This window comes from Sphingomonas sp. CV7422 (assembly GCF_027945725.1).
GTDB lineage: Bacteria > Pseudomonadota > Alphaproteobacteria > Sphingomonadales > Sphingomonadaceae > Sphingomonas > Sphingomonas kyungheensis.
The window spans coordinates 3,000,503-3,025,706 of sequence record NZ_CP115900.1; the positions used below are offsets into that span (position 1 = coordinate 3,000,503).

Genomic DNA, 25,204 nt, shown 5'->3' on the forward strand with positions numbered 1-25,204 from the left:
GTCTTCATCGGCACGAACCAAGGCCGGACCCAGAATGTATAGATACGACCAATATGACCAGGCGATCGTCGATGCCCGCGTCGACGAGTTCCGCGACCAGGTGGAGCGCCGCCTGTCGGGCCAGCTCAGCGAGGATCAGTTCAAGCCGCTGCGGCTGATGAACGGCCTCTACCTGCAGCTTCATGCCTATATGCTGCGCGTCGCCATTCCCTATGGCACGCTCGATTCGCGGCAGATGCGCATGCTCGCCGGCATCGCCCGCGACTATGATCGCGGCTACGGCCATTTCACCACGCGCCAGAACCTCCAGTTCAACTGGATCAAGCTTGCCGACACGCCCGACATCCTCGCGCGGCTGGCGACGGTGCAGATGCATGCGATCCAGACCAGCGGCAATTGCATCCGCAACATCAGCGCCGATCAATATGCCGGCGCCGCCGCGGACGAGGTCGCCGATCCCCGTCCCTGGGCCGAGCTGATCCGCCAGTGGAGCACCTTCCACCCCGAATTCAGCTACCTGCCGCGCAAGTTCAAATTCGCCGTGATCGCCGCCGAGGAGGATCGCGCGGCGATGCGGCTGCACGACATCGGCATCCGGCTGGTGACGCGCGACGGCGAGCTTGGCGCGTCGATCTATGTCGGCGGCGGCATGGGACGCACGCCGATGATCAGCCATCTGGTGCGCGACTTCGTCGGCTCCGACGATCTGATGAGCTATCTGGAGGCGTGCCTGCGCGTCTACAATCGCTACGGCCGCCGCGACAATATCTACAAGGCGCGGATCAAGATCCTGCTCCACGAGATCGGCGCCGAGGAATATCGTCGCCAGGTCGAGGAGGAGTTCCTGCTCGTCAAGCAGCTCGGCATCGACCCGCCGCGCGCCGAGCTGGAGCGGATCACCGCGATGTTCGCGCCTCCCGCCTTCGACCCGGCGGCGCCCGATGCCGTCGACCGCAGCGATCCCGATTTCGCCGTCTGGCTCGACCAGAACGTCGCCGCGCACAAACAGCCCGGCTATGCGATCGTCAACGTCAGCCTCAAGCCGATCGGCGGCATCCCCGGCGATGCCGATGCCGATCAGATCGCGCTGCTCGCCGATCTCGGCGCCGCCTATTCGTTCGACGAATTGCGCGTCACCCATGCGCAGAACATCGTCCTGCCGCACGTCGCCAAGCGCGACCTCCACGCGATATGGCGTCGCCTCACGGAGGCTGGTCTCGCCGAGCCCAACCTCGACCTGATCACCGACATCATCGCCTGCCCGGGGCTCGATTATTGCAGCCTCGCCAATGCGCGCTCGATCCCGCTGGCGCAGAAGATCGCGACCCGCTTCGCCGATCGCCAGCGCGAACTCGGCGAGCTGAAGCTCAAGATCTCGGGTTGCATCAATGCCTGCGGCCATCATCACGCCGGCCACATCGGCATCCTCGGCGTCGACAAGAAGGGCACCGAAAACTACCAGCTGTCGCTCGGCGGATCGGGGGCGGAGGACGTCAGCCTCGCCAAGATCACCGGTCCCGGTTTCTCCGAGGATGGCGTCGTCGACGCGATCGAGCGGGTCACCGACCGCTATCTCGCGACGCGCGAGCCGGGCGAACGCTTTCTCGACACCTATCGCCGCGTCGGGTTCGAACCGTTCAAGGACGCCATTTATGGTTGATGCCCCGCTGCGCTTCCGCGACGACGAGCCGCACGACGAACCGGCGGTGACGCTCGACGCCTTCCTCGGCCAGAGCAACGCCACGGCGGTTCGGCTCGAGGCGGGCGAGGACGCGCGCGCGCTGCTGCCGCAGATCGGCCAGATCGCGCTGGTCGAGGTCAGCTTCCCGAGCTTCCGCGACGGCCGCGGCTACAGCGCCGCGCGCGTGCTGCGCGAGGCGGGCTATACCGGCGAATTGCGCGCGGCGGGCGATGTGCTCGTCGACCAATTGCCGCTGATGCGCCGCTGTGGCTTCGACAGTTTCGCGCCGGAAGCGCCGATCGATCCGGAGGCGTTGCAACGCAGCCTCGACCGCTACGACTATCGCTACCAGCCCGCCGCCGACGGAATCGTGCCGGTGTGGAAATTGCGCCATGGCTGAATCTGCGCGCGCGGCCGACGTGATCGACGTCGCGCCGCCCTTCACCACCGCCGATGCCGCGGCGATGCAGATCCGCTTCGCCGGCGTGCCCGCCGCGGCGATGCTGCGCGAGCTGCTCACCGGCGAGCTCGCCGGGCGGGTCGCTTCGGTCTCCTCCTACGGCGCCGAATCGGCGGTGCTGCTGCATATGGTGGCGAGCATCGACAAGGACGTGCCGGTAATCTTCACCAACACGCAGAAGATGTTCGGCGAGACTTTGGCCTATCGGGACGAATTGTCCGAGCGGCTCGGCCTCACCGACCTGCGCGTCTTCCGTCCCGATCCGCGCATGCTCGCGCTGCGCGATGCGACGGGCATGCGCTGGTCCTACGATCCCGACGGCTGTTGCGAGATCCGCAAGGTCGAACCGCTGCGCCGCGCGCTGGCGCCGTTCGACGCGTGGATTTCGGGACGCAAGGGATTCCAGGCGGGGACGCGCACCGCCCTGCCGCGGTTCGAGGAGGATGAGGGCCGGTTGAAGCTCAACCCGCTCGCCGACTGGAACAAGGATCAGCTCAACGCCTATTTCGAGGAGCATGACCTGCCGCGTCATCCGCTGGAGGCGCAGGGCTTTCTGTCGATCGGCTGCGCGCCGTGCACCAGCAAGGTCAAGCCCGGCGAGGACCCGCGCGCCGGCCGCTGGCGCGGTTGGGACAAGGTGGAATGCGGCATCCATGTCGCGACGACCGGCGAGGACGACCCGGCGTTCTGAGCCCGACCGTCTTATGCCGGGAACATCGTTGATCTCGATGGGTTTTCCGATCGACCCGGCAATGTCATAAGGCCCGGCCTGACTCTAGCGCTTGGATCCCCATGGCCGACGGAACGCCGGAAAAGCCGCGGGGCGGTCCGCCCCCGCATCTGCAACGCGTCACCAATCACGATATGGCGGACGACCGCAACGGCATCTTCTTCGCCGCGGTGTCGACGACGCGGATGCCGATGATCGTCACCGATCCCAATCAGCACGACAATCCGATCGTCTTCGCCAATCCCGCCTTCATCACCATGACCGGTTATGCGCGCGACGAACTGATCGGCCGCAACTGCCGGCTGCTCCAGGGGCCGGAGACCGATCCGGACACCGTCGCCGAGCTGCGCCGCGCGATCAGCCAGCAGCGCGAAACCTCCGTCGAGATCCTCAATTACAAGAAGAACGGCGCCGTCTTCTGGAACGCTTTGTTCGTATCGCCGGTGTTCGATTGCGACGGCAAGGTCGTCTATCATTTCGCCTCGCAGCTCGACGTCACGCGGCGCCGCGATGCCGAGGAAGGGCTGCGCCGGGCGCAGACGATGGAGGCGGTCGGCCAGCTCACCGGCGGTGTCGCGCATGATTTCAACAATCTGCTTACCGTGATCCAGGGGTTCGGCGACATCATCCTCGCCAATCTCGAACGCGACGGCGAGTTCGACCGCCGCAAGGCGGCCCGCTCGATGCGCGCGGTGCTGCAGGCCGCCGAACGCGGCGCGACGCTGACCCAGCAATTGCTCGCTTTCTCGCGCCGGCAGAAACTGCAAGGCCGCGTCGTCAATCTCGGCGATCTGCTCGACCATCTCCAGCCGCTGATCGAGCGCACCGCCGGCGGCGCGGTCACCGTCGCCGTGCGCAGCGATCCGCATATCTGCAATGCCCGGATCGATCCGACGCAGGCCGAACTCGCCGTCATCAACATCCTGCGCAACGCGCGCGACGCAATGCCCGATGGCGGCACGATCACGATCGAAGCGAGCAACCGCTCGATCGAAGCCGGCGACAAGGGCTTCGGCGAACTCGCGCCCGGCACCTATGTCATGCTGACCATCACCGATCAGGGCATCGGCATGTCGCCGGACATCCTCGCCCGCGTCACCGAACCGTTCTTCACCACCAAGGATCAGGGCAAGGGCACCGGGCTCGGCCTGTCGATGGTCTACGGCTTCATGAAACAGTCGGGCGGCTTGCTCCGCATCACGTCCGAAGAGGGGCGCGGCACGACGGTACGGATGCTGTTCCCGTGCGAGGCGGCGGCGGCGGAGCCGCAGGGCGCGCCGGCGTCGCGTCCGCTCGCCGACAAGCGCGGACATGAGACGGTGCTGGTCGTCGAGGATCAGGTCGACGTCGGCGACTATGCCGAGGCGGTGCTCACCGACTTCGGATATACCGTGCTGCGCGCCGACAATGCCGATGCCGCGCTCGAACTGCTCGATGGCGCCGGTCCTATCGATCTGCTGTTCAGCGACCTGATCATGCCGGGCGGGACGAACGGCGTGATGCTGGCGCGCGAGGTCAAGCGCCGGCGGCCGCGGATCTGCGTGCTGCTGACGACCGGTTATGCCGAATCCTCGATCGAGCGGGTCGACGCGCGCGGCGCCGAATTCGACCTGATCCAGAAACCCTACAAGCGCAGCGAACTCGCCATCAAGGTCCGCCGCGTCATCGACGGACCGACCGGGGTCGGCTGACCGGCGGCGACGGCCGTGCACCGGGGCACGGCATTGCACCATCCCGGCGAACCGGGATGGTGCTCTTGATCGCCTCAGACAAGCGGCTCGCGCGGCGCATCGAGGTCCGCGGCACGCTCGGCCGTGCGGGTGTCGCGACGGCTGCCGTCGAGCATCCGTCGTACCGCCTGCCCCGCCGCCTCGCGGCCGCCGAGGCCGAAGGCGAGTGCGAAGGCGACCGCAATCGCGCCGAGCAGCAGCCCGAAGGCGAGATTGATGATGTCGTCGGCAAGACCCATGAAGCGCAGGCCGATCGCGGTGCCGAGGACGATGATCGCCACCCGGACGATCGGCGCGGCGATGCGCGTGCCGCTGTCGCCGCTGCTGCGCGCGATGGCCTGTGCGACGAAGCGGGCGATGATCACCGCGGCGACGATGATCACCGTACCGAAGACGACCTGGCCGAACAGCGCCAGCACCTCCGCCATGATCTTCGATCCATAAGCGAAATTGAGCTGGCGGAAGGCTTCCATCAGCCCGAAGATAAGGATCGCGACGAACGCGCCGGTCCCCGCCGCCTTGGACGGCACGATGGCGGGCGCCTCGCCCGGTGCGGTGTTGAACAGGCGCAGCGCGCCGACGCTGCGGTCGAAGGCGGTGGTGGCAAGGAACTGCGTCAGCAGGCGCGACGCGAACCTCGCGATGACATAGGCGACCGCGAGGATCATGCCGGCGGCGATGACGTGCGGGATCGCATCGAGGATGATGCGCAGCATCGCGGTGGCGGGCTGTGAGATGGCGGCGATGTTGAGCGTGTCGAGCGCGGCGATGGCGACCGGGATGATGATCAGCGCGAAGACGATGGCACCGACGGTGCGCGGCAGCATCGTCGGATCGGCCGGCGCGGCGGCGCCGATCCGCGTCGAGAAGCGCTCGACATGGCTGGCGGTGATCACCGCCTCGACCGCCTTCTTCGTCACCTTGGCGAGCACATAGCCGAGGAAGAAGATGAGGCCGGCGCCGATGATCCGCGGCACCGCGGCGCCGAAGCCGCGCAGCATGTCGCCGAGCGGTCCAGTCGCGCCGGTCAGGCCGAGCGGCTGCGTTGCGAGGAACAGCGCGATCAGCAGCACCACCCAATAGACCGCATCGCCGACCTGCGCGCCGATCGACGAGGGATGCCGCTCGCCGACCTCGGGCGCATTGGCGTGATGGGCGAGCGGCGTGCGGTTGACGAGCTTCGCCACGCCCCATTTCGCCGCGCGCGCGATCAGCCAGCCGATCGCCAGCACGAGCAGCGCCGCGACGATGCGCGGCCCCCAGATTTCGATCAGGTCGAGCGCGCGCGCGCCGAGGTCGCGGGTCTGTGACACCATCGTGTCACCCGCATAGTCTACACCTTGCATGGTCCTTGGTCCCTTTTACGTAACGAGGCACGGCGACCGCGGCCGCCGCGCATGGCCGCTCACAATGGCGAGGCGGGGTCGGTGAGGATGCCGCAGGCCGCCGCGGCCTTGCCGACTTCGAGCGGCACCTTGGGGTCCTTGACCTGACCGGCGACGCGGACGAAGTCGCTCACCGTCAGCCGGCCCGGCGTGGTGTCGCCCTCGCGCGAGGCGCGGGCGGCGCGACCGAGCCGCTGGAGCTGGCCGAGCGACAGATTCGCCTCCAGCCGGTCGCCGACACATTGCGACTGCGCCGGCTGGAAGCCATAGCCTTCGAGCGACGTCGCGATCTTCTCCGACGGGTTGACGCAACCGGCGATCGCCAGCGTCGTGATCCCGGCGCAGAGCAGGCCGACGCGCCCGCCCGGCAGACTATATGTCGTCATCGCAAACCCCTGTCGTTCTGGTGATGCTTCGCCGCGCCACGCGGGACATCTTATCCGATCGACCAACCGTTCGTGCCGGCGAAGTATCCGAGGTATTGATGCACTAGATAGGGGTATATCCAAACCAATGGATTAGCCGGAAAACGTCAGTTTCTACGTCGTTTCAGACTGTTTATTGCCAACTATACTGTCCTACATCGTTGCCGAATTTTTGACTATCTTACTTCGCCCGGTGGGAGTCCCGGCGCGCGCCGCCGGGTTCCGGCGAGGGCGCCGCACGGGACATCGAGCCGGGCGGGTGATAGGCTGCGGCAATGTTCGCGATCTTCCTCACCCCCGCCTATCTACCCTTCGCGATCGCCTTCGTCGTGATGATCGGCATCGGGCTGATCGAGGCGATCGGGCTCGGGCTCGGCCATCTCGATCTCGACGGCGACGTCGGCGCGGACGGGCACGGTGGCGTGCTCGACTGGCTCGGCCTCGGCGGCGAATTGCCGATCCTGATCTGGCTGACCTCGCTGCTCGGCTGTTTCACGCTCGCCGGCGTGGCGATCCAGCAGCTTGCCGAGAGCCTGCGCGGCGCGCCGCTCGGCGGGCCGGCGGCGAGCGGTGTGGCGCTGGTCGTCGGCCTGATGCTCAACACGCTTGCCGCCAACGGGCTCGCGCGGATCATGCCGGGGTTCGAGACGAGCGTGATCTCGAGCGACGACCTGCTCCGCCAGCGCGCCACCGTGCTTGAGGGCGTCGCACGGCGCGGCGCGCCGGCGCGCGCCAAGATCGTCGATCGCCACGGCCAGGCGCACGTCATCCTGATCGAGCCGCACGACGACGCCGATGCGATCCCCGCCGGCGCAACGGTGCTGATCGTCCGGCGCGACGGCGCCCGTTTCTTCGCGCTCGCCAGCGAGAACACCTTTCTTCAACCCCTATGATGGACAGACGGGGGGGAACGCCGGGGGATATGCTCATGCCTGCATCATTGTATAACATACTGATCTACGCAGGGATCGTCCTGCTCGCCTTGGTCGTGATCGGGATCATCCTGACCCGCCTCTACCGCCGCGCGACCAAGGACGTCGCGCTGATCCGCACCGGCTTCGGCGGCGAGAAGGTCGTGCTCAACGGCGGCATCATGGTGATCCCGGTGCTGCACGAGCTGATGCAGGTGCGGCTGACGACGGTGAAGCTGGAGGTGTCGCGGCTCAACAAGGACGCGCTGATCACGCTCGACAAGCTGCGCGTCGACGTGGTCGGGCTGTTCCACATCAAGGTCAAGCCGGACGCCGAATCGATCGCCGCCGCCGCGCAGACGCTCGGCAACGCGGTCAACAGTCCGGAGGCGGTCAAGTCGCTGCTCGACGGCAAGCTGGTCTCGGCACTGCGTTCGGTCGCCGCGACGATGACGATGGAGCATCTCCACGCCAACCGCGCCGACTTCATCCAGAAGGTGCAGGAGGCGCTGCTCACCGACCTCGACATGAACGGCTTCCATCTCGAATCGGTGTCGATCACCCATTTCGACCAGACCGCCTTCGAGCATTTCAACGAGAACAACGCCTTCGACGCGGAAGGCCTGACCGTACTGACCCGCACGATCGAGGAGCGCAAGAAGACGCGCAACGACATCGTCGCGACCAACCGCGTCGCGATCGAGCAGCGCAACCTGGAGGCGAACAACCAGTCGCTCGAAATCGCGCAGGCCGCCGAACAAGCGCGGCTGACGCAGGAACAGGCGCTCGCCGCCCGCCGCGCCGAACAGGCGACCGCGATCGCCACCGCCACCGCCGAGCAGACGCGCCTCGCCGAGATCGCGCGGATCACCGCGATGCAGGCGCAGACCGTCGCGCAGACCGAGGCGGACAAGGTGGTCAAGACCGCGACGATCGCCCGCGACGGTGCGATCCAGACCGCGACGATCGAACGCGACCGCACGATCGAGATCGCCCGCATCACCACCGCGGTGCAGACCGCGCAGAAATCGGAGGAGGAATCGACTGCGGCGGCGGCGGCCAACGAGGCGCGCGCCCTCGCCGTCCGCGCCGAGGAAAGCGTCGCCACCGCCAAGGCGACCGAGATCGCCAACCGCAACAAGAACGTCGCGGTGATCGCCGCCACCCAGCGGGCGCAGGAGGAAGCGGTGCAGATCACCGTCGCCGCCTCCGCCGAGAAGGAAGCCGCCGAAGCGCGTGCGATCGCGCTGCGCACCGAGGCACAGGCCGAGGCGGACGCCGAAAAGGCGCGCGCCGAAGGTCGCGAGGCAGCGTTCAGGGTCGATGCCGCGGGTCAGGCGGCGATCAACGAGGCGACCAATATCCTCAGCGAGGCGCAGACCGCGCTGCTCGTCCGCAAGGCGATGCTCGACGCGCTGCCGGCGATCATCGCCGCCGCCGCCAAGCCGATCGAGAATATCGACCGGATCAGCATCCTCGATGCGCGGGGGCTGCACGGCGACGGCGGCACAGGGGACGCAGCCGCGGCGATGGGTCAGGACAATCTCGCCGATGCCGCGGTCGCCGCAGCGATGCGCTATCGCGTCGGCGGGCCGCTGATCGACGGACTGATGGCCGAGCTCGGCATGACCGGCGGCACGCTCAACGGCATGCTCGCCGGCAGTGACGCCGCGGGCAAGGCGGCGCCGGATCAGGGTCAGGACTGATCCGGCGCGCGGGTCCGGTCAGCCGGCATAGTCCATCGCGGCGAGGTCGCTGAGCAGATCGGGGCCGCCCGGCTGCCAGCCGAGCCGCTCGCGCGTCCAGGCACTCGACGCGGTCATGTCGAGCGCGGCGAACGGCGCCATCCAGCCGAAATGCTGTGCGACCGCCTCGGCGTCGATCGAGCGCACCGGCAGGCCGGTCCCCTTGCCGATCGCCTCGGCGATCGCACGCGCCGATACGCCCTCCTCGACCGAGGCGTGGTAGCGCGCGCCCGGCTCGCCGCGGTCGAGCGCCAAGGCGTACAGCCGCGCGACATCGCTGACATGCGCCGCCGCCCAGCGCGTCTCGCCCGCGCCCAGATAGGCGATTGCGCCGGCGCGGCGCGCCTCGGCGATCAGCGGCGTGATCAGCCCCGCCTTGCGCGTATCATGCACCTGCGGCAGCCGGATCGTCCGCACGTCGATCCGTCGCGCGAGCAGCGCCGCGCCGGCGAGTTCGGTGGCGATGCGCGGATTGGCATGATGCGGATTGAGCACGTCCTCGCGCGCCGGGCCGCCGTCGCGCGGCGTGCCGATGCCGACGCCCGAGGTGATCAGCAGCGGCTTGCGCGTCCCGGCGAGCGCCTCCCCCATCGCCAGGATGTTGCGCTCGTCCTTGCCGGTATTGGCGACGAAGTTGCTGAAGTCGTGATCGAAGGCGCAATGGATCACCGCCTCGGCCGCCGCCGCGCCGGCCGCCAGCGTCTCGGGCTGGTCGAGGTCGCCGCGATGCACCGCCGCCCCCGCCGCTTCGAGCCGGTCCGCCCCCTCCGCCGAGCGGGCGAGACCGAGCACCTGATGCCCGCGGGCGAGCAGTTCGGGAATGACGTGCGAGCCGATGAAACCGGTGGCACCGGTGAGGAAGATGCGCATGGGACTTCTCCTAGTGTCCCGCCGCTATCGGACCGCCGCCCACCCTGTTAAAGTAGTGTCCGTATCGGGGTATAACGAATAACAGGATCGATCATGGCCAGCGCTGCGGACAATCCGCTCGGCACCTATCTGCGCGATCGCCGCACCCGGCTCGACCCGGCGGCGTTCGGCTTCGGCGGCGGCCGGCGGCGCACCCCCGGCCTGCGCCGCGAGGAGGTGGCGAGCCGCGCCAATATCAGCGCGACCTGGTATACCTGGCTCGAACAGGGGCGCGGCGGCGCGCCCTCCGCCGACGTGCTCGACCGTATCGCCAAGGGGCTGATGCTCACCGAGCCGGAGCGCGAACATCTCTATATGCTCGGCCTCGGCCGGCCGCCCGAGGCGCGCTATCGGCCGGTCGACGGCATCTCGCCGCGGTTGCAGCGCGTGCTCGACGGCATGACGCTGAGCCCGGCGATCATCAAGACGGCGATGTGGGATGTCGTCGGCTGGAACCGCGCGGCGACGCTGCTGCTCACCGATTATGCCACTCTGCCGCCGGACGGGCGCAACATCCTCCGCCTGATGTTCGGGAACGCGCAGGCCCGCGCGCGCAACGCTGACTGGGACAGCGTCGCGCGCTTCGTCGTCGCCGCCTTCAGGGCCGACATGACCCGCGCCGGCGGCAGCGCCGCGGCAGCCGGATTGGTCGCCGAACTCAGCGCGCTCAGCCCCGATTTCGACCGGCTGTGGCGCGACAATGACGTCGTCGCGCACAACGAAGGGGTGAAGCGCCTCCACCATCCCGTCGCCGGCCCGCTGGCGATGGAATTCGCCACCTTCACCGTCGAAGGGCGGCCCGATCTCGGCATGATCGTCTACAATCCCGCCACCGCCGCGGATGCCGAGCGGTTGCACCGGCTGCTCGCCGCCGCGCCGGACGGCTGATCGCAGCGGCCACGACCGGCGCCGCGCCTAGCGCCGCGCCGCGTCCGTCTTGGCGCGCTCCGCCGCAAAGGGTTCGGTGGCGTTCCAGCCCGGCCAGTTTCGCCCGTTCGCGATCTCGCGGCCGAGCGCATAAGCGACGCTGCCCTCCTGCGCCGCGCCGGTCATATCCCAGCGCGGATCATATTCGTCGCAGGTCTGATGATAGCATTGCGCATTGTAGCGCGCGCGCTTGCGCTCGCCCGCCGCCATGCCGCCGTCGACCAGATCGCGGCCGGCGCGGAAGTAGACGCCCGGCACGCCTTTCTGCGCGAAGGCGAAATGATCCGATCGATAATACCAGCCCGCCTCCGTATTCTCCTCGGGCACGATCCGCAGCCCCTGCGTCGCCGCGACGCGGGCGAGGTCCGCCTCGAGCGGCGTGCGGCCGACGCCGATCAGTTCGAGGTCGCGCGTCCGCCCGAGCACGACATGCGGGTCGAGGTTGAACTGCGCCGCGGTGGTGGCGAGCGGCAGAGCGGGATGATCGGCATACCAGCTCGCGCCGAGCAGCCCCTTTTCCTCCGCCGTCCACAAGGCGAAGACGATCGAGCGGCGCGTGCGCGGTGCCGCCGCGAAGGTGCGGGCGATCTCGAGCAAGGTCGCGGTGCCGGTGCCATTGTCGATCGCGCCGTTGCGGATGCGGTCGGCGGGCGGATCGAAGTCGTTCTCGCCATAGGCGTCCCAATGCGCGCCGTAGAGGATGCTGCCCGCCGCCGGATCGCTGCCCGGCAGGATCGCGACGACATTGTGGCTGACCGCGCGGTCGAGGCTGGTCCGGACCGTGCCCGACAGCGTCACCCCGGCAAGCGCGACGCCGCTGAAGTCGGCAGCCTGCGCCGCGCGCTTGGCGGCGGCATAGTCGAGCCCGCCCTGCCGCAGCATCGCGACGCCGATGTCGTTGCGCAGCGTGCCGCGGATGCCGAATGCGGGCGGCACCGTGCCCGTGTCGAGCGCATAGCCCGGCACCGCATCGCCCTTGGCCAGTTGCAGCCACGGGTAGCTCGACGGAAAGGTGTCATGGATCTGGAAGAAGGCCGCGGCGCCGCGTTTCTGCGCCTCGGCGAGCTTGGTGCGCGAGGCGGGGCTCGCCGCGCGCCCGCCGAAGCCGAGATCGCGCCCCGCCTCGACATCCGGATCGCCGGCGAGTGCCACCACCACCTTGCCGCGCACGTCGAGCCCGCGATACGGATCATAGCCGAGCCGCGGCTCGACCACGCCATAGCCGACGAACACCACCGGTGCCTGCGCCAGCGTCGTCGTCCCGACGATCCGCGACGACACCGCGACCTCGACGCCCGGCGTCAGCGCCCGCGTCGCGCCGCCGATCGCCAGATCGAGCCGCGCCGCCTCGCGCGTCCAGCGCAGCAGCGGCACCGTCTGGCGGTAGCCCGCATTACCCGCCGGCTTGAGACCGAGCGCAGCGAAGCGCTTGTCGAGGAAATCGAGCGTCACCGCCTCGCCTGGCTGCGTCGGCCCGCGGCCGTGGAAATCGTCGGCGCTGAGCGTGTGCACATCGGCCTTGATCCGTTCGGGCGACAGAATCGGCACGCGCGGCCCGCCCGGAGCGGCGGCGACGGTGAGCAGGAGAAGCGGGAGCCAGCGTTTCATGGCACCAGCGTGACGGCTCGCGACGGACGGCGCAAGCGGGATATGCCGGTCGCCGGACGCGCTTACCGGGTGGTGTCGGCTGGGTCGCAGACGTGCTGATCGTCATGGCAGATCGCCTGACGGCGCACGCCTTCCGATGCCGGCCGCCGCCGTCACAGCCGCCGGCGTACCGACAGGTTGATCGTGCGGCCGTAGGGATCGATCGCGTCGGGCTGGTAGAGCAGCGGCGTCGCGCCGGTCGCGTCGGTGACGCGCTGGCGCGTGTTGAGGACGTTGCCGAGAGTCAGCGATACCCGCGTGCCGCGCGCCCAGCCGCGACCGGGGAAGCGATTGGCGAGTTCGGCGAACAGCCGCAGGTCGAACGTCGCCAGCGCGTGGAAGCGCAGGTCACCCGCTGCGCTGCCGGCATCGGCGCGGACGCGGGTGGCGCTCTTCCAATTGCCGCTCAGCCGCAGGCCGACGCCATTGTCGATCAGCCCGGTGTTGAGCTGAACGGTATGACGCGCCTGTCCGCCGGCGCCGATCGTCCCGCCGTCGAGCAGATCGATCGTCGGGCCGCCGTCCTTCAGCAGGATGGCGTCGCGGAAGAACCAGCTGTGATAGAGCGACATCTGGACACGCGCGCCATTGTCGCTGCCGCCGAACGCGTCCGGCCCGCCCGGCCCGCCCGGCCCACCGGGACCGCCACCCGGCGGCGGTCCATCCGGGGGCGGACCGCCAGGCGGGGGACCACCGGGCGGGGGACCACCCGGCGGCGGCCCCATACCGTCGTCGGGCGGCGGCCCCGGCGGCGGGCCGTCGCCCTCGTCCCGTCGCCGGCCTTCGACGACGATATCCTCCCCGGCCGCGGGATCGCCGGCCGCGGGATCGCCGGCGGGCGGGGCATCGCGCGCCGCGGTCGCGTCCGCGCCGGCAGGCGGCGGTGCCTCCCCCTGCCCCGACACCGCCTTGCCGGCCCCCGCCGGCCCGCGCATGGGAGGATGCGGCCGCCGCGGCGCGCGCAGGATGCCCGTAAGGTTCACCCCCCAGCGGATCTCCTCGCGATCCTCGCGCGCGAAATTGACCGCGCGACTGTCGACCGCGGTCAGCATGCCGGTGTCGTCGCGGGTGAAGCGCTCGGCGAAGGCCGCTTCGGTCGCGGCGGTCGCGCCGCTCAGCGTGCCGATCGGATTGCGCGTGCGGCTGTTGATGTAATTGGCCGAAAGCGACAGATTGCGCCGCGGGAACGGCTTGAGCGCGACGCCGAGCTTGAAGACGTGACGATCGTCGGCGGCGAGCGCGGCGTTGCCGCCGGTGCTCTGCAACACCGTCACCGTCGCGCCCGTCACCGCATCGTAGACGCGCGCCTGGGTGACGACGACCGGCGCATTGAGCTGCTGCAACGTCGGCGCGACGCGATCTTCGTTGACCGAGGCGATCACGCTGATCCCGGTGCGCGGCGTCCAGTTGAGCCCATAGCCGAAGGTCGCGAGCGTACCGTAATCGGCGACCCGCGTCGCACCCGCGTTCAGATTGGCGGTGAGGTTGCCGAGACCGCTGAGGAAGCCGCTGCGCCGGCTGGTCAGCGGCACGTCGAGGCTGATCTGCCCGCGCCCGGTGGTGCGCGTCGCCGCGCTCGTCCGGGTGACGCTGGCATAAGCGGTCGACGAGCGCAAAGCGCTGACGTCGCCGCCCAGCCGCAGCGACACACGGATGTCGCCCGCCGGCATCGCGAACAGCCGCCCCATCAGCACGGCGCTGGCGCTGCCGGCGTCCGATCGCGCCACCGCCCGCTCGCGCTGCAGCGTCCCGAGCAAGGCGGCGGAGAGCGGGCCGTACGGATCCACCGCGATGGCGTTCGCCGCGATCGCCTGTTGCAGCGCGGCCGTATCATAGCCGCGGTCGGTCACGGTGCGCGTGTCGCCGTGATCATAATTGGCGATCACCGACAGCTTCCACCGCGTCGACACATCGGCGTTGAGCGTCGCGCCGAGATGCCCGCTTGCGGTCGCGATATCCTGGCGCAGCGCCTGCGTGTCGAGATAGCGGTCGATCGTAGCATCCGACATACTGGTGGCGAAGGGATTGTCGGCGGTGACGTCGAGCGTCGCGGTCGCCAGCCCCTGCAGGGCGGCGCTGGTGGCGTAGCTTGCACCGGCATTGAGCGAGGCGGTCACCGCGTCGCTCACCTGATGCGCGACCGCACCGTTGAGCGACCAGGTCCGCGTCGCCGGCACGAGCGTGCGATAGGCGGTGTCGTCGGCGATCCGTCCGGTCGGATCGATCGCGCCGGTCGCAGAGATCAGGCCGCGCTCGCTCTCGCGCAATGACGCCGTCGATTCGACGCGCGCGGCGACATTGACCCGGTCGTTGTCGTGGATGCGGGTATAGGTGACGTCGGCCCTGGCCTTCTCGCCCTGCCCCGCCAGCGAGCCGCCGCCGCCGATATTGGCGACGGTGGTGCGGATCCGCCGCCGCAGGATGAGATTGACGACCTTCTGCTGCGCGTCATAGCCATATTTGAGCGCGACCTCCTCGGGCAGGATGTCGACGCGCAGGATCGCCTCGGTCGGCAGGTCGCCGATCTCGTTGACGCCGGAGATCCTCTTGCCGTTGACCAGCACGACCGGGCCGCTGCTGCTGTCGCGACCCTGATCGCTCTGCGTCTGGCCGCTGATCTGGTCGAGCAATTCGGTGACGGTGCCGACGCCATAGCCGGCAATATCGGCGGGCGAGAGGCGGTCCTCGGCGGGAATGTCGCCGATCACCGCACCGGGCACCGCGCGGCCGGTGACGACGATATCCTCGTCGCGCGCGGTGGCGGGCGCGGCGGTGCGGGTCGCCGGCTGCGCGGCTGGCGCGCCGCCGCTCTGCGCCGCCGCCGCAGGCGCCAGCGCGCCACCGACCAGCAGCGCGAGCAGGCAGGACGCAGGATAAGAAGGGCTGCTCATCGCCGCGCCTTCGGGTCGGATTGTGTCAGACCGATTTCATCACGATTGCGCCGGCTGCAACCTGACGCGGTGGTCGGGTGGGATGAGGCTTTGGTGGGCGGATGGCGAGCAGCCCCCCTCGCAAAGCGTACCGCAAGACCGTCATCCCGCACGACGCGCGTTCCTTGGATATCGGCACCGGACGGCGCGAGGTTCCAACCGCCTCAATGTCTGTCGTGGCACCGCGGCCCGCTATGGGCGATGGGCCATTCTTCCAAAGCTATAGTCGATCCCGCCGCAGCTTAGATTTCGCTGCGGCGGGCGCGACCCGGCCGGATCAGAATTTGAAGGTCACCGCACCATGATAGGCTTGGTTGCGCACGTCGCGGCGCAGCGCGGTGGTGTCGGCGCTGAGTGATAGCGTGACACGGTCGGTGGTGTAGGACAGGCCCGCGGTCAGTTCGACCCAGTCATGATCCTGGCTCGCCAGCCGGAAGGCCGCCGACGGCGTGCCGCCGATGAAATTGGCGGTGAACACACCCGGCCGATCCTCGAAGTCATGGACGTAATAGGCCGAGGCGAAGGGCTTGATCGCCTCCCCGCCGGCGATCTGCACACCGGCGCGCGCCTGCGCGCTGTCGAGCGTATAGCGATCGAAGCGCAGCGCGCCGTCCCCGCCCGTTTCGACCGTCGGCGTGAAGCCGATATGGCTGACGCGGGCGGCGAGGCGCGGGCCGACCTGCAGGCCGGCGAGATCGAATTGCTGGCCGACGCCGACTTCGGCGGACAGGGCGAAGGCGTCGTCGCGGCTGCGCAGCGTTTCGCCGATTCCTGCCAGCGCGACGCTGCGTCGCGTGCTCGCCCGGAACACGCCGGCGCTGACCTGCGCGTCGAGCAGCTGACCGCGGCTGCCCTGCGCCTTGCCGAACAGCGTACCCTGGAACAGCTCGCCGACCGCATGCTGCGCGACGCCTCCGGTGGTGCCGTCGAGCTTGGTGAAGCCGAAGCCGAAGCCGAGCACGCTGGTGTCGCTGACCTTCGTCTCGATGCCGCTGACCACGTAGAAGCCGTCGAACGAGTCGCGCCCGCCCGCCGGGCTGGCGTCGCGCAGGCTGCGGCTGCTGCCGTCGACATAGCCGCCGGCGATGAAGACGTTGACGTTCTCCGGCAGCACGTTTTCGCGCACCGTGGTGGTGGCGTCACTCGCGGTGGCCTGCGCCATCGGCAGATCGCGCGCCATCAGCGCGGCGAATTGCAGCGGCTGGCCCGTCATCGTCAGCGTCCCCGACAGCGGCTGGCGCGCGTCGATCGCGCCGAGATGCTGGCGGTAATAGCGCGCGACATTGTCGGTCGCGACGATGCCCATGCCCTGGACGAGCTGCGTGGTGCGCGGCGCCAGCCCCTCCAGCGTCGTGCGGATCGTCGCCGCATTCTGGAGATCGAGCACGCCGTAGAGGCCGGCGAGCCTGGCATATTGGCCGCGGTCGCGATCGAGCAATCCGGCGAAGGCGGTCTGGATCGGCGTGTTGGCGACGACGCTCGCATAGCTGCCGGCGACGACATGCGCCTGCACCGCCGTATCGGAATAGAGCAGCTCCGGCTTGAGGATCGCGGAGATCGGCACGACCCCGTCGAATTGGCCGATGACGCCGCCGGTCGCGGTGACGATCGTGTAGCGATCATTGTAGCGCAGGATATGGCCGGCGACCGGCGCCAGCCCGACGCGGCCGCCGAGCGCGGCAAAGCCGTCGTCGGCGCCGGTGCCGACCACGGCGATCCGGTCGGACGTGCCGTTCGGCCCGACGTCGATCAGCACGCGGCTGCCCGAGGCGAGGATGAGATTGCCGCCGATCGTCAGCGTGCCGATCGTCCCCAGCGTTCCCGGCGCGATCAGGCCGGCGACGCTGGTGAGATAGGGCGTGTTGATCCGCCCGCTGCCGGTGAGCAGGCCTTGCAGAAGGAAGTAATCGCCCGGCGTCGACAGCTGGCCGTCGACGCTGACCGTGCCGCTATACTGGTTGACGGCGATCAGGCTGGTCAGCGACCCCGCACGGGTGATCGCCAGCTTGGCGGCATCGCCGCTGATCGTGAACTGGTCGACCGTCGCCGCGGTATCGAGCGTCGTCGTACCGGTCGCAGCCAGCGTCACGTCGAAATAGCGTCCGCTGCGCTGCGTCGCGGCATCGGGATCGATATTGTCGGGCACGAAGCCGGTCGCGCCGGGCAGGCCGTTGGCGAGCGTCGGCGTCGGCAGCGCTGCGGTCCTGGCGTCCGCGGCACTGGATGGAGCGCCGATCCACGTCCCCGCCGCGCGGCCGCCATCGGCCTCGCCCTGCTGCGTGGCGGCGACCGGCTTGCCGTCGACATAGGTGACGCCGGTGTGGAGATCGTAGCATTGGTCGTAGCCGATGCGCGGTTCCTGGTCACACACCTGCCCGAACTTGTTCTGCGTATCGTTGGCGGTGCCGAGCCCCGGCGTCGTCGGCACGCCATTGACGAGCTGGCCGTCGGCGATGATCTGATAGGCCGGATCGAGCCGGGTGACCCAGTGGCTGGCGTCACTCCATTTGCCGTCCCCAGCCACTGCGCCGACATAGCGATAGGGGTTGTTGGCGACGATATAGTCCCAATAGAGATATAGCGGCTGGTAGAAGGACGTCGTGCCGTAGCCCGCCGATTTCTGGCCAGAGAAGGTGTAGCTTCCCGACAGCACGCCGATCACCGTCGATAGGTTGGTGCCGCCGCGCTTGAACGTCTGATCGAGGATCAGCGGCCCGCCCGAATCGCCGGAGGCGGTCAGGCCTTCGTGCGGCAGCGCCTTGTCCTTGAAGAGATTATAATCGCCCGGCGCCTTGCGGGTCGGGTCGTCGAAGTCGAGCTGATACAGGTTGGCCGGGAAACCGGCATTGCCGCCGAACAGGCCGTAATAGAAATCGTCGATCGAGCCGAGCACACCGATATAATTTTCGGCGACGCGACGACGGAAGTCGATGGCGCCGGTACTGCCGGTGGTACCCGTACCGTTCTTGCCATAGCCGGTGACGGTGACGTGATATCCGGTGCCGGTGGTATCGTCGATCGCTGCGGGTGCCGGGAGCGGCGAGAACAGCAATGTCCAGGTCGGCACGTCGGGAACCGGCGTATCGGTGGTCGCCAGCGCGATGTCGGCCTGCATGAAGTTCTTGTTCATGCCAAAGGCGAGCGACTGCGAGTTATAGACGACCTGACTGACGTTGTAGAAGTGATTGTCGGCGTTGGTCGCATGACCGCCGTAAAGCCAGTTCTGCACACCGGGCCGGGTATTGGCTTCGAACCCGAACCCGATCGGCAACTGCCCGGCCGCCGTGCCGTAATTCCACGGGTTCATCGCGGTGCCGTCGGGTGCTTCGTTGACGCAATGCGCCGCGAACAGAACCGTGCGCGGATTGAGCAGCGTGCCTGTGCACATGTAGATATATTTGTAGTTCTGATCCGTCGGCGTCTGGTCGATGATCATCTGCCCGACGCCGTTGACGCCCTGGTCGAGATCCGACTTGGGCGTGCCGGGATCGGAGATGACGATCTGGGGTTGAGCATGCGGCGGCTGCAGCAGAACCTCGCGCGCCGCGGGCGCGGCGATCGGGGCAGCCGTCTTCAGCCCGTCGAGCAGATCGGACGTCCTCGCCTGTGCCTGCGCCGCTACCGGCGTGAGGATCATCGCCGTCGAGGCGAGCAGGACGTATCGCGACAGGCGACGCAGCGGCGTGTGGCTCATACAGTATTTCCCCCTGATCGTACCGGACGGCTCTCCCGCTCCGGCTGACCTACGCAATGTGTCAGATCTGGTCACAAACCTGTCAAGTCGTCGCCATGGTTGCATCTTTCTTAATGATCCATATCGGTCAGATCGTGTCGGACCCGCAACACCAGCCCCCGGCACCTTGACTTTTGCCGCAATGCAGCGCACATCCGCTGCATCGAGGCGTCATGCAGCGTGAACGGGTTGGCCTGGCCACCCCCGGCTCCGCCTCGGTCGATATGCTCAGGGCTTCCCTATTCACGCGGGGTGTCAGTTTTCCCCGCCCCCTGCGAGCCGTGTCCGGTCCGGACACCGGCGCGCGGGTTGGGCCCGTTTTGGAAGTTGTTTCATGACCTTCGCCAATCTCGGCCTCGCCGAGCCGCTTGTCCGCGCGCTCGAAGCCAAAGGCTATACCAACCCGACGCCGATCCAGGCGCAGTCGATCCCGATCCTGCTCGAAGGCGGCGACCTGCTCGGCATCGCCCAGACCGGCACCGGCAAGACCGCGGCCTTCGTGCTGCCGTCGATCCAGCGACTCGCCGCCGCGCAGAAGCGCGTGCTGCCGACCCACGTCCGCATGCTCGTCCTCGCGCCGACGCGCGAACTCGCCAGCCAGATCGCCGACAATGCGCGCGGCTACGGCCAGTTCAGCAAGCTGTCGGTCGCGACCGTGTTCGGCGGCACCAGCATCAACAAGAACCGGCAGGATCTCAGCCGCGGCGTCGACATCCTCGTCGCCACGCCCGGCCGCCTGATCGACCTCGTCGAACAGGGCATGTGCAACCTGTCGATGATCGAGATCCTCGTGCTCGACGAAGCCGACCAGATGATGGACCTCGGCTTCATCCACGCGCTCAAGAAGATCGTGCGGATGATCCCGCGCAAGCGCCAGACGCTGTTCTTCTCGGCGACGATGCCGGTGGCGATCCGCGAACTCGCCAACCAGTTCCTGCACGAGCCGAAGACGGTGTCGGTCGTCCCCGCCTCGACCACTGCCGAGCGCGTCGACCAATATGTCACCTTCGTCAACCAGACGGAGAAGCAGGCGCTGCTGACGCTGACGCTGCAGGATCCGACGATCAACCGCGCGCTGGTGTTCACCCGCACCAAGCATGGCGCCGACCGCGTCGTGAAGCTGCTCGCCGGCAACGGCATCGCCGCCAATGCGATCCACGGCAACAAGAGCCAGGGTCAGCGCGAGCGCGCGCTCGGCGAGTTCAAGGACGGCAAGACCAAGGTGCTGGTCGCCACCGACATCGCCGCGCGCGGCATCGACGTGTCGGGGGTCAGCCACGTCATCAACTTCGAGCTGCCGAATGTCGCCGAGCAATATGTCCACCGCATCGGGCGGACCGCGCGGGCCGGCAACAGCGGCATCGCCATCGCCTTCTGCGCGGATGACGAGCGCGCCTATCTGAAGGACATCGAGAAGCTGACCCGCCAGAAGGTGACGGTGCGGCCGCTGCCGGACAATTTCACCGCGCTGTCGAACGAGATCAAGGCGACCCGCGTCAAGGCGATCGGCGCCGATCCCGCGCCGCGCGCCGACCTGCCGCGCGGCCAGCGGCAGCCGGCGCGCCCGCGGGCGACGCACGCGCCGACCGCGACGCGCAACTACGCCAATGCGAGCCGTGGCGGCCAGCGTGGCGGCGGCGGCGGCGGTGGTCGTGGTGGCCGCTCGGGCGGCGGCGGTGGTCGCGGCCAGGGCGCCGGCGCGGCGCGCTAAGCCGCATCGGCTGCGGCGCACCTGCGTCGCGTCGCATGGATATTCGAACGGCCCCGCAGGCGCGATCCTGCGGGGCCGTTTGCGTTCGGGGCAACCCGCCGCCGCGTGGCGCATTGACTCCCCCAGAGGAGAGACTGCCATGGACGTTTCCACCACCCCGCTGCCCGAACGGATCGCCCGCGTGCTCGCCGGGCAGCGGATCAGCGCCAATGCCGGCGGCGATGCCGAGAGCGCCGGCGATCAGGTCGACGGGGCGTGGCGCGACTATCTCGATGACGCGCGCGCGGTGCTGCGCACGCTGCGCGAACCCGACCGCAGGATGGCCGCGGCCGGCGACCCGGCGGTGTGGGAGCGGATGGTGCTGGCGGCGATCGACGAGGCGAAGCCGGAGACGGTGGTTCTCTAACGGATCGCAGGCGGCGTTCCGCCCTGCCCTCACCCTATCGCCGGCTTCGCCGTCTCCTCCCTCTCCCACCGGGAGAGGGAGGAGAGACCGGGCGCTGCCTCCGTGGTCAATCGTCGAACACCGGCGGGCGCTTGGCGAGATTGGCGGCGACCGCCTCCATCATCGCCGGGCGGCCGATCACCTTGAGCTGCTCCTCGGTCTCCGCGGCGAGCATCGTCCGCGGATCGGCATCATGCGCCATGTTGAGCAGGCGCTTGGCACCGCGGATCGCCGGCGGGCTGCGCCCGGCGATCGTGCGGGCGAGCGCCAGTGCCGCCGCCAGCGGATCGGCGTCGAGCCGCGTCACGAAGCCCTGCGCCAGCGCTTCATCGGCGGCGAATTCCCGCGCGGTATAGACGAATTCGCGCAGCACGTCGTCGCGCACCGATCCGCGCCACAGCGCAAAGCCCGCCATGTCGGGCACCAGCCCCCAATGCAGCTCGCGGATCGCGAAGCGCGTGTCGGGCGCGGCGATGCGGATGTCCGCGCCGGCCATGATCTGGAAGCCGCCGCCGAAGGCGACGCCGTGCACCGCAGCGATCACCGGCATCGGCAATTGCCGCCAGCCCCAGCTGACATGCTGCGGCAGGATCGCGCCGGCGGCGTTGCGCGTCGTCGCGACGCCCGATCCGCCCTGCGCCATGCTCGCCATGTCGAGCCCGGCGCAAAAGCCGCGCCCCTCGCCCGACAGCACGACGCAGCGCACGTCGCGGCGGTCGGCGAGCGCATCGATCGTCGCGCCGATGCCCTTGAACATCGCCGGGTCGATCGCGTTCATCTTGTCAGGCCGGGCGAGGCGGACGTCGGCGATGCCATCGGCGACGGCGAGGGTGACGCGATCGTGCAAGACTCTCTCCCACAGCAGGGGCCCCGATCCGGCCTCGGACGCTACCCCGGTGCGTTGCGCTACTGCGGATGGCGTGTAGAGACAATGCGATGAGCGGCTTCAACATCGACGCATTCATGGCGCACCGCTTCGGCGGCCATGCCGGTGCGCTCGGCATCGTCTATCATGCGAAAGGGCCCGGCTGGGTCGAGCTCGCCCTGCCCTATCGCGACGCGCTGATCGGCGATCCGGCGAGCGGCGTGCTGGCGTCGGGCCCGATCATCGCGCTGATGGACATGGCGACGAGCATCGCCGTGTGGGTCAAGCGCGACCGGTTCGCGCCGCAGGCGACGCTCGACCTGCGGGTCGACTATCTCCGGCCGGCGGTGCCGGGGCGGACGGTGATCGGCCGCGGCGAATGCCTGCGGCTGACCCGCTCGATCGCCTTCGTCCGCGGCATCGCCTATGACGAGACGCCCGACGATCCGCTCGCACAGGTCGCGGGCACCTTCATGCTGATGGACCGCGCGGCATGAGCCCGCTCGACGCGCTGCCGCCGTATGCCGAGCTGCTCGGCATCACCCTCACCCCGCGCGACGGCGCCGCGCCGACGCTGCTGCTGCCGTTCCGCGACGCGGTGCTCGGCCGGCCCGGCTTCCTGCACGGCGGCGCGATCGCCGGGCTGCTCGAGGTCGCGGCGATCGTCTCGCTGCAACATGCGCTCGCCGGTGAGGGCGGCGGGCGGATCAAGCCGGTCAACGTCACCGTCGACTTCATGCGCGGCGGCCGCGACAAGCCGACCCATGCCGAGGGGATCGTCACCCGGCTCGGTACGCGGATCGCCAATGTCGAGGCGCTGGCCTGGCAGGACGACCGCGCCCGCCCGATTGCCAGCGCGCGGATGAACTATCTGATCGTGCGGGAGTAGCTCGGACCGACCGGCATCTCTCAGGTCTTACCCCCGCGCCACCCGCTCCGCATCGGCGACCTGTTCGGGAGTCGGCGTCACCCCGGTGTAGAGCACGAATTGTTCGAGCGCCTGCAACGTCCCGATCGCCGCGCCGGTGATCACCGTCTTGCCCGCCGCGCGCGCGGCGCGGAGCAGCGGCGTGTCGGGCGGCAGCGCCACCGCATCGAGGACGATCCCGGCCGCGGCGATCGTCTCCGCCGGAAAGGCGAGCGCATCCGCATCCGCCCCCTCCATGCCGAGCGGCGTGACATTGGCGAGGAGGTCGGCGCGCTCCGCCGCCACCTCCGCAGCCCAGCGCCAGCCGACCGAGGCGGCGAGCGCCTGCCCGCGCTCGGCATTGCGCGCGACGATGACGCCATCGGTCAGCCCGGCATCGCGCAGCGCCGTCGCCACCGCCTTGCCCATCCCGCCCGAACCGCGCAGCATCACACGCGCCGCCGGATCGATGCCGGCCTGCTCGACCAGCGTGCGCACCGCCGAATAATCGGTGTTGTAGCCCGTCAGCCGGCCATCGTCGTTGACGATCGTGTTGACGCTGTCGATCGCCGCCGCCGATCCCTCCAGGCGATCGAGCAGCGGGATCACCGCTTCCTTGAACGGCATCGAGATCGCGCAGCCGCGGATGCCAAGCGCGCGGATGCCGCCGATCGCCGCGGGCAGATCGGTGGTGGTGAACGCCTTGTAGACATAATCGAGGCCGCACAGCTCGTAGAGCCGGTTGTGGAAGCGCGTCCCGAAATTGCTCGGCCGCGCCGACAGCGACATGCACAACCCGGTGTCGCGGCCGATGAGGGGTTTCGTCATGCAATCTCCTGCTACGCCTCCCCGTCCCGGGAAGGATTGCTATCACCGCGGCGTCAACCGGATCAACCGCCCCGCCGACTTGCCGCCGTCCTCGATCAGCCAGATCGCGCCGTCGGGCCCCTGGTCTACGTCGCGGATGCGCGCGCCCATCGGCCATTGGTCCGCCTTGCCCGCGGTCTGGCCGTCGAGGTCGACGTGGACGAGCGACTGGGACGACAGGCCGCCGATGAAGGCATCGCCCTTCCACTGCGGGAAGAGATTTCCCGAATAGATCATCAGCCCGCCCGGCGAGATCACCGGGTTCCACCAGACCTTGGGCGGCTCATAGCCGTCGCCCGGCGCATGATCGGGGATGTCGCGGCCGTCGTAATGGCTGCCGTTCGATACGGTCGGCCAGCCATAGTTGCGGCCGGGCAGGATCAGGTTGAGCTCGTCGCCGCCCTTCGGCCCCATCTCCTGCTCCCACAACCGCCCCGCGCCGTCGAAGGCGATGCCGAGCAGGTTGCGATGGCCATAGCTCCATACCTCCGGCGCGAAGCCCTTGACGGCGAGCGGGTTGCCCGGCGCGGGCTTGCCGTCGAGCGTCAGCCGCAACACCTTGCCCAGCGTCGCCTGCGGATCCTGCGCCGGCGTGAACTTCTGCCGTTCGCCATTGGTGAAGAACAGCGACTGGCCATCGGGCGCGAAGGCGATGCGGCCCGAATAATGGCCGTCCCCCGCGACGAACGGCCGCGCCTGGAACACGGCCTCGATCTCGCCGAGCCGGTCGCCACCCCGGCCGTCGTCGCGCAACCGGCCGCGCGCCAGCACGACGCCCTTGCCGCCCGCGCCCTTGGCCGAATAGCTGAAATAGATCCGCCGGCTGGTCGCGGAATCGGGCGCGGGAACGACATCCATCAGCCCGCCCTGCCCGGCGCTGTCGACGGGCAGCGTCGCGATCGTCTGGCGGCGCTTGCCGTCGGCGGACAGCAGGATCATCTGCCCCGCCTTTTCGGTGACGAGGATGCGCTCGTCGGGCAGGAAGGCGATCGCCCAGGGCGAGACGAAATCGGCGATCACCGTCTCGCGGAACGGCTTAGCCGAGGGCGGCGTCTCCCCCGCCTGCCCCGCTGCCGCGATCGAAGGGGCGCCCGCACCGGCGAGCAAGGCGAGCGGCAGAGTGGCGAGCAGAGTGAGGCGCATGTGAGTCTCCCGAATACACCCGATCGCAAACGCGCCGGCGACAACGATGGATG

20 protein-coding genes are annotated in these 25,204 nt (G+C 69.0%); 11 read left to right on the forward strand and 9 right to left on the reverse strand.

The window, feature by feature from the left end; translation table 11 throughout:
• The first annotated feature begins 34 nt into the window (after nt 1-34).
• The 4 genes from PBN85_RS14220 (at nt 35) to PBN85_RS14235 (ending at nt 4,562) form a co-directional block, all read left to right on the forward strand.
• A complete protein-coding gene (locus tag PBN85_RS14220) occupies nt 35-1,660 on the forward strand; it encodes a nitrite/sulfite reductase (protein ID WP_271299410.1) in 1,626 nt (541 codons plus the stop codon).
• Nucleotides 1,653-2,081 (forward strand): DUF934 domain-containing protein, encoded by a 429-nt coding sequence (locus PBN85_RS14225; protein WP_037532085.1) that lies wholly within the window; start codon nt 1,653-1,655, stop codon nt 2,079-2,081. The genes PBN85_RS14220 and PBN85_RS14225 overlap by 8 nt, the downstream gene beginning before the upstream one ends.
• Complete coding sequence (locus PBN85_RS14230; RefSeq protein ID WP_037532082.1) at nt 2,074-2,832, forward strand: phosphoadenylyl-sulfate reductase; 759 nt, start codon at nt 2,074-2,076, stop codon at nt 2,830-2,832. The genes PBN85_RS14225 and PBN85_RS14230 overlap by 8 nt, the downstream gene beginning before the upstream one ends.
• 101 nt (nt 2,833-2,933) lie before the next feature.
• The gene (locus PBN85_RS14235) at nt 2,934-4,562 is read left to right on the forward strand and encodes a histidine kinase famiy protein (protein ID WP_271299411.1); all 1,629 of its coding nucleotides are present in this window, start codon (nt 2,934-2,936) and stop codon (nt 4,560-4,562) included.
• 74 nt (nt 4,563-4,636) lie between these two features.
• Here the strand turns inward: PBN85_RS14235 and PBN85_RS14240 are convergent, their stop codons facing one another.
• Both PBN85_RS14240 and PBN85_RS14245 read right to left on the reverse strand, forming a co-directional pair.
• A complete protein-coding gene (locus tag PBN85_RS14240; RefSeq protein ID WP_271299412.1) occupies nt 4,637-5,917 on the reverse strand; it encodes a mechanosensitive ion channel in 1,281 nt (426 codons plus the stop codon).
• Nucleotides 5,918-6,006: 89 nt separating this feature from the next.
• Nucleotides 6,007-6,372: a hypothetical protein gene (locus tag PBN85_RS14245; RefSeq protein WP_271299413.1), complete on the reverse strand. Its 366-nt coding sequence runs from the start codon at nt 6,370-6,372 to the stop codon at nt 6,007-6,009.
• Between the two features lie 314 nt (nt 6,373-6,686).
• Between PBN85_RS14245 and PBN85_RS14250 the strand changes: the two genes are divergently transcribed.
• Nucleotides 6,687-7,304: an OB-fold-containig protein gene (locus PBN85_RS14250; protein WP_271299414.1), complete on the forward strand. Its 618-nt coding sequence runs from the start codon at nt 6,687-6,689 to the stop codon at nt 7,302-7,304.
• A gap of 35 nt (nt 7,305-7,339) precedes the next feature.
• Nucleotides 7,340-9,028 (forward strand): flotillin family protein, encoded by a 1,689-nt coding sequence (locus tag PBN85_RS14255; protein WP_271299415.1) that lies wholly within the window; start codon nt 7,340-7,342, stop codon nt 9,026-9,028.
• Between the two features lie 18 nt (nt 9,029-9,046).
• Here the strand turns inward: PBN85_RS14255 and PBN85_RS14260 are convergent, their stop codons facing one another.
• Nucleotides 9,047-9,937, reverse strand: coding sequence for an SDR family oxidoreductase (locus tag PBN85_RS14260; protein ID WP_271299416.1), 891 nt, complete (start codon nt 9,935-9,937; stop codon nt 9,047-9,049).
• Between the two features lie 93 nt (nt 9,938-10,030).
• Here PBN85_RS14260 and PBN85_RS14265 point away from each other — a divergent pair, with 93 nt between their 5' ends.
• A complete protein-coding gene (locus PBN85_RS14265) occupies nt 10,031-10,864 on the forward strand; it encodes a helix-turn-helix transcriptional regulator (RefSeq protein WP_037532072.1) in 834 nt (277 codons plus the stop codon).
• Between the two features lie 27 nt (nt 10,865-10,891).
• On the opposite strand, the gene PBN85_RS14270 is transcribed toward PBN85_RS14265, so the two are convergent.
• The 3 genes from PBN85_RS14270 to PBN85_RS14280 all read right to left on the reverse strand — a co-directional run bounded on the left by PBN85_RS14270 (nt 10,892) and on the right by PBN85_RS14280 (nt 19,174).
• Nucleotides 10,892-12,511 (reverse strand): M28 family peptidase, encoded by a 1,620-nt coding sequence (locus tag PBN85_RS14270; protein WP_271299417.1) that lies wholly within the window; start codon nt 12,509-12,511, stop codon nt 10,892-10,894.
• Nucleotides 12,512-12,663: 152 nt separating this feature from the next.
• Nucleotides 12,664-15,441, reverse strand: a complete 2,778-nt coding sequence (locus PBN85_RS14275) for a TonB-dependent receptor (RefSeq protein ID WP_271299418.1) — start codon at nt 15,439-15,441, stop codon at nt 12,664-12,666.
• Nucleotides 15,442-15,757: 316 nt separating this feature from the next.
• Nucleotides 15,758-19,174 (reverse strand): autotransporter domain-containing protein, encoded by a 3,417-nt coding sequence (locus tag PBN85_RS14280; RefSeq protein WP_271299419.1) that lies wholly within the window; start codon nt 19,172-19,174, stop codon nt 15,758-15,760.
• A 373-nt stretch (nt 19,175-19,547) separates the two neighbouring features.
• Here PBN85_RS14280 and PBN85_RS14285 point away from each other — a divergent pair, with 373 nt between their 5' ends.
• Nucleotides 19,548-20,924 (forward strand): DEAD/DEAH box helicase, encoded by a 1,377-nt coding sequence (locus tag PBN85_RS14285; RefSeq protein ID WP_271299420.1) that lies wholly within the window; start codon nt 19,548-19,550, stop codon nt 20,922-20,924.
• Nucleotides 20,925-21,063: 139 nt separating this feature from the next.
• Nucleotides 21,064-21,330, forward strand: coding sequence for a hypothetical protein (locus PBN85_RS14290; RefSeq protein ID WP_037534991.1), 267 nt, complete (start codon nt 21,064-21,066; stop codon nt 21,328-21,330).
• Nucleotides 21,331-21,436: 106 nt separating this feature from the next.
• On the opposite strand, the gene PBN85_RS14295 is transcribed toward PBN85_RS14290, so the two are convergent.
• Nucleotides 21,437-22,216: a crotonase/enoyl-CoA hydratase family protein gene (locus PBN85_RS14295; protein ID WP_271299421.1), complete on the reverse strand. Its 780-nt coding sequence runs from the start codon at nt 22,214-22,216 to the stop codon at nt 21,437-21,439.
• Between the two features lie 89 nt (nt 22,217-22,305).
• Here PBN85_RS14295 and PBN85_RS14300 point away from each other — a divergent pair, with 89 nt between their 5' ends.
• Both PBN85_RS14300 and PBN85_RS14305 read left to right on the forward strand, forming a co-directional pair.
• Entirely contained in the window at nt 22,306-22,731 is a 426-nt protein-coding gene (locus tag PBN85_RS14300) for a PaaI family thioesterase (protein WP_037534993.1), read from the forward strand.
• Nucleotides 22,728-23,123, forward strand: coding sequence for a PaaI family thioesterase (locus PBN85_RS14305; protein WP_037534994.1), 396 nt, complete (start codon nt 22,728-22,730; stop codon nt 23,121-23,123). Before PBN85_RS14300 ends, PBN85_RS14305 begins: the two co-directional genes overlap by 4 nt.
• Before the next feature lie 27 nt (nt 23,124-23,150).
• Here PBN85_RS14305 and PBN85_RS14310 read toward each other — a convergent pair whose 3' ends face one another.
• Complete coding sequence (locus PBN85_RS14310) at nt 23,151-23,969, reverse strand: shikimate 5-dehydrogenase (RefSeq protein ID WP_271299422.1); 819 nt, start codon at nt 23,967-23,969, stop codon at nt 23,151-23,153.
• Nucleotides 23,970-24,011: 42 nt separating this feature from the next.
• Complete coding sequence (locus PBN85_RS14315) at nt 24,012-25,151, reverse strand: PQQ-dependent sugar dehydrogenase (protein WP_271299423.1); 1,140 nt, start codon at nt 25,149-25,151, stop codon at nt 24,012-24,014.
• Nucleotides 25,152-25,204: the final 53 nt, after the last annotated feature.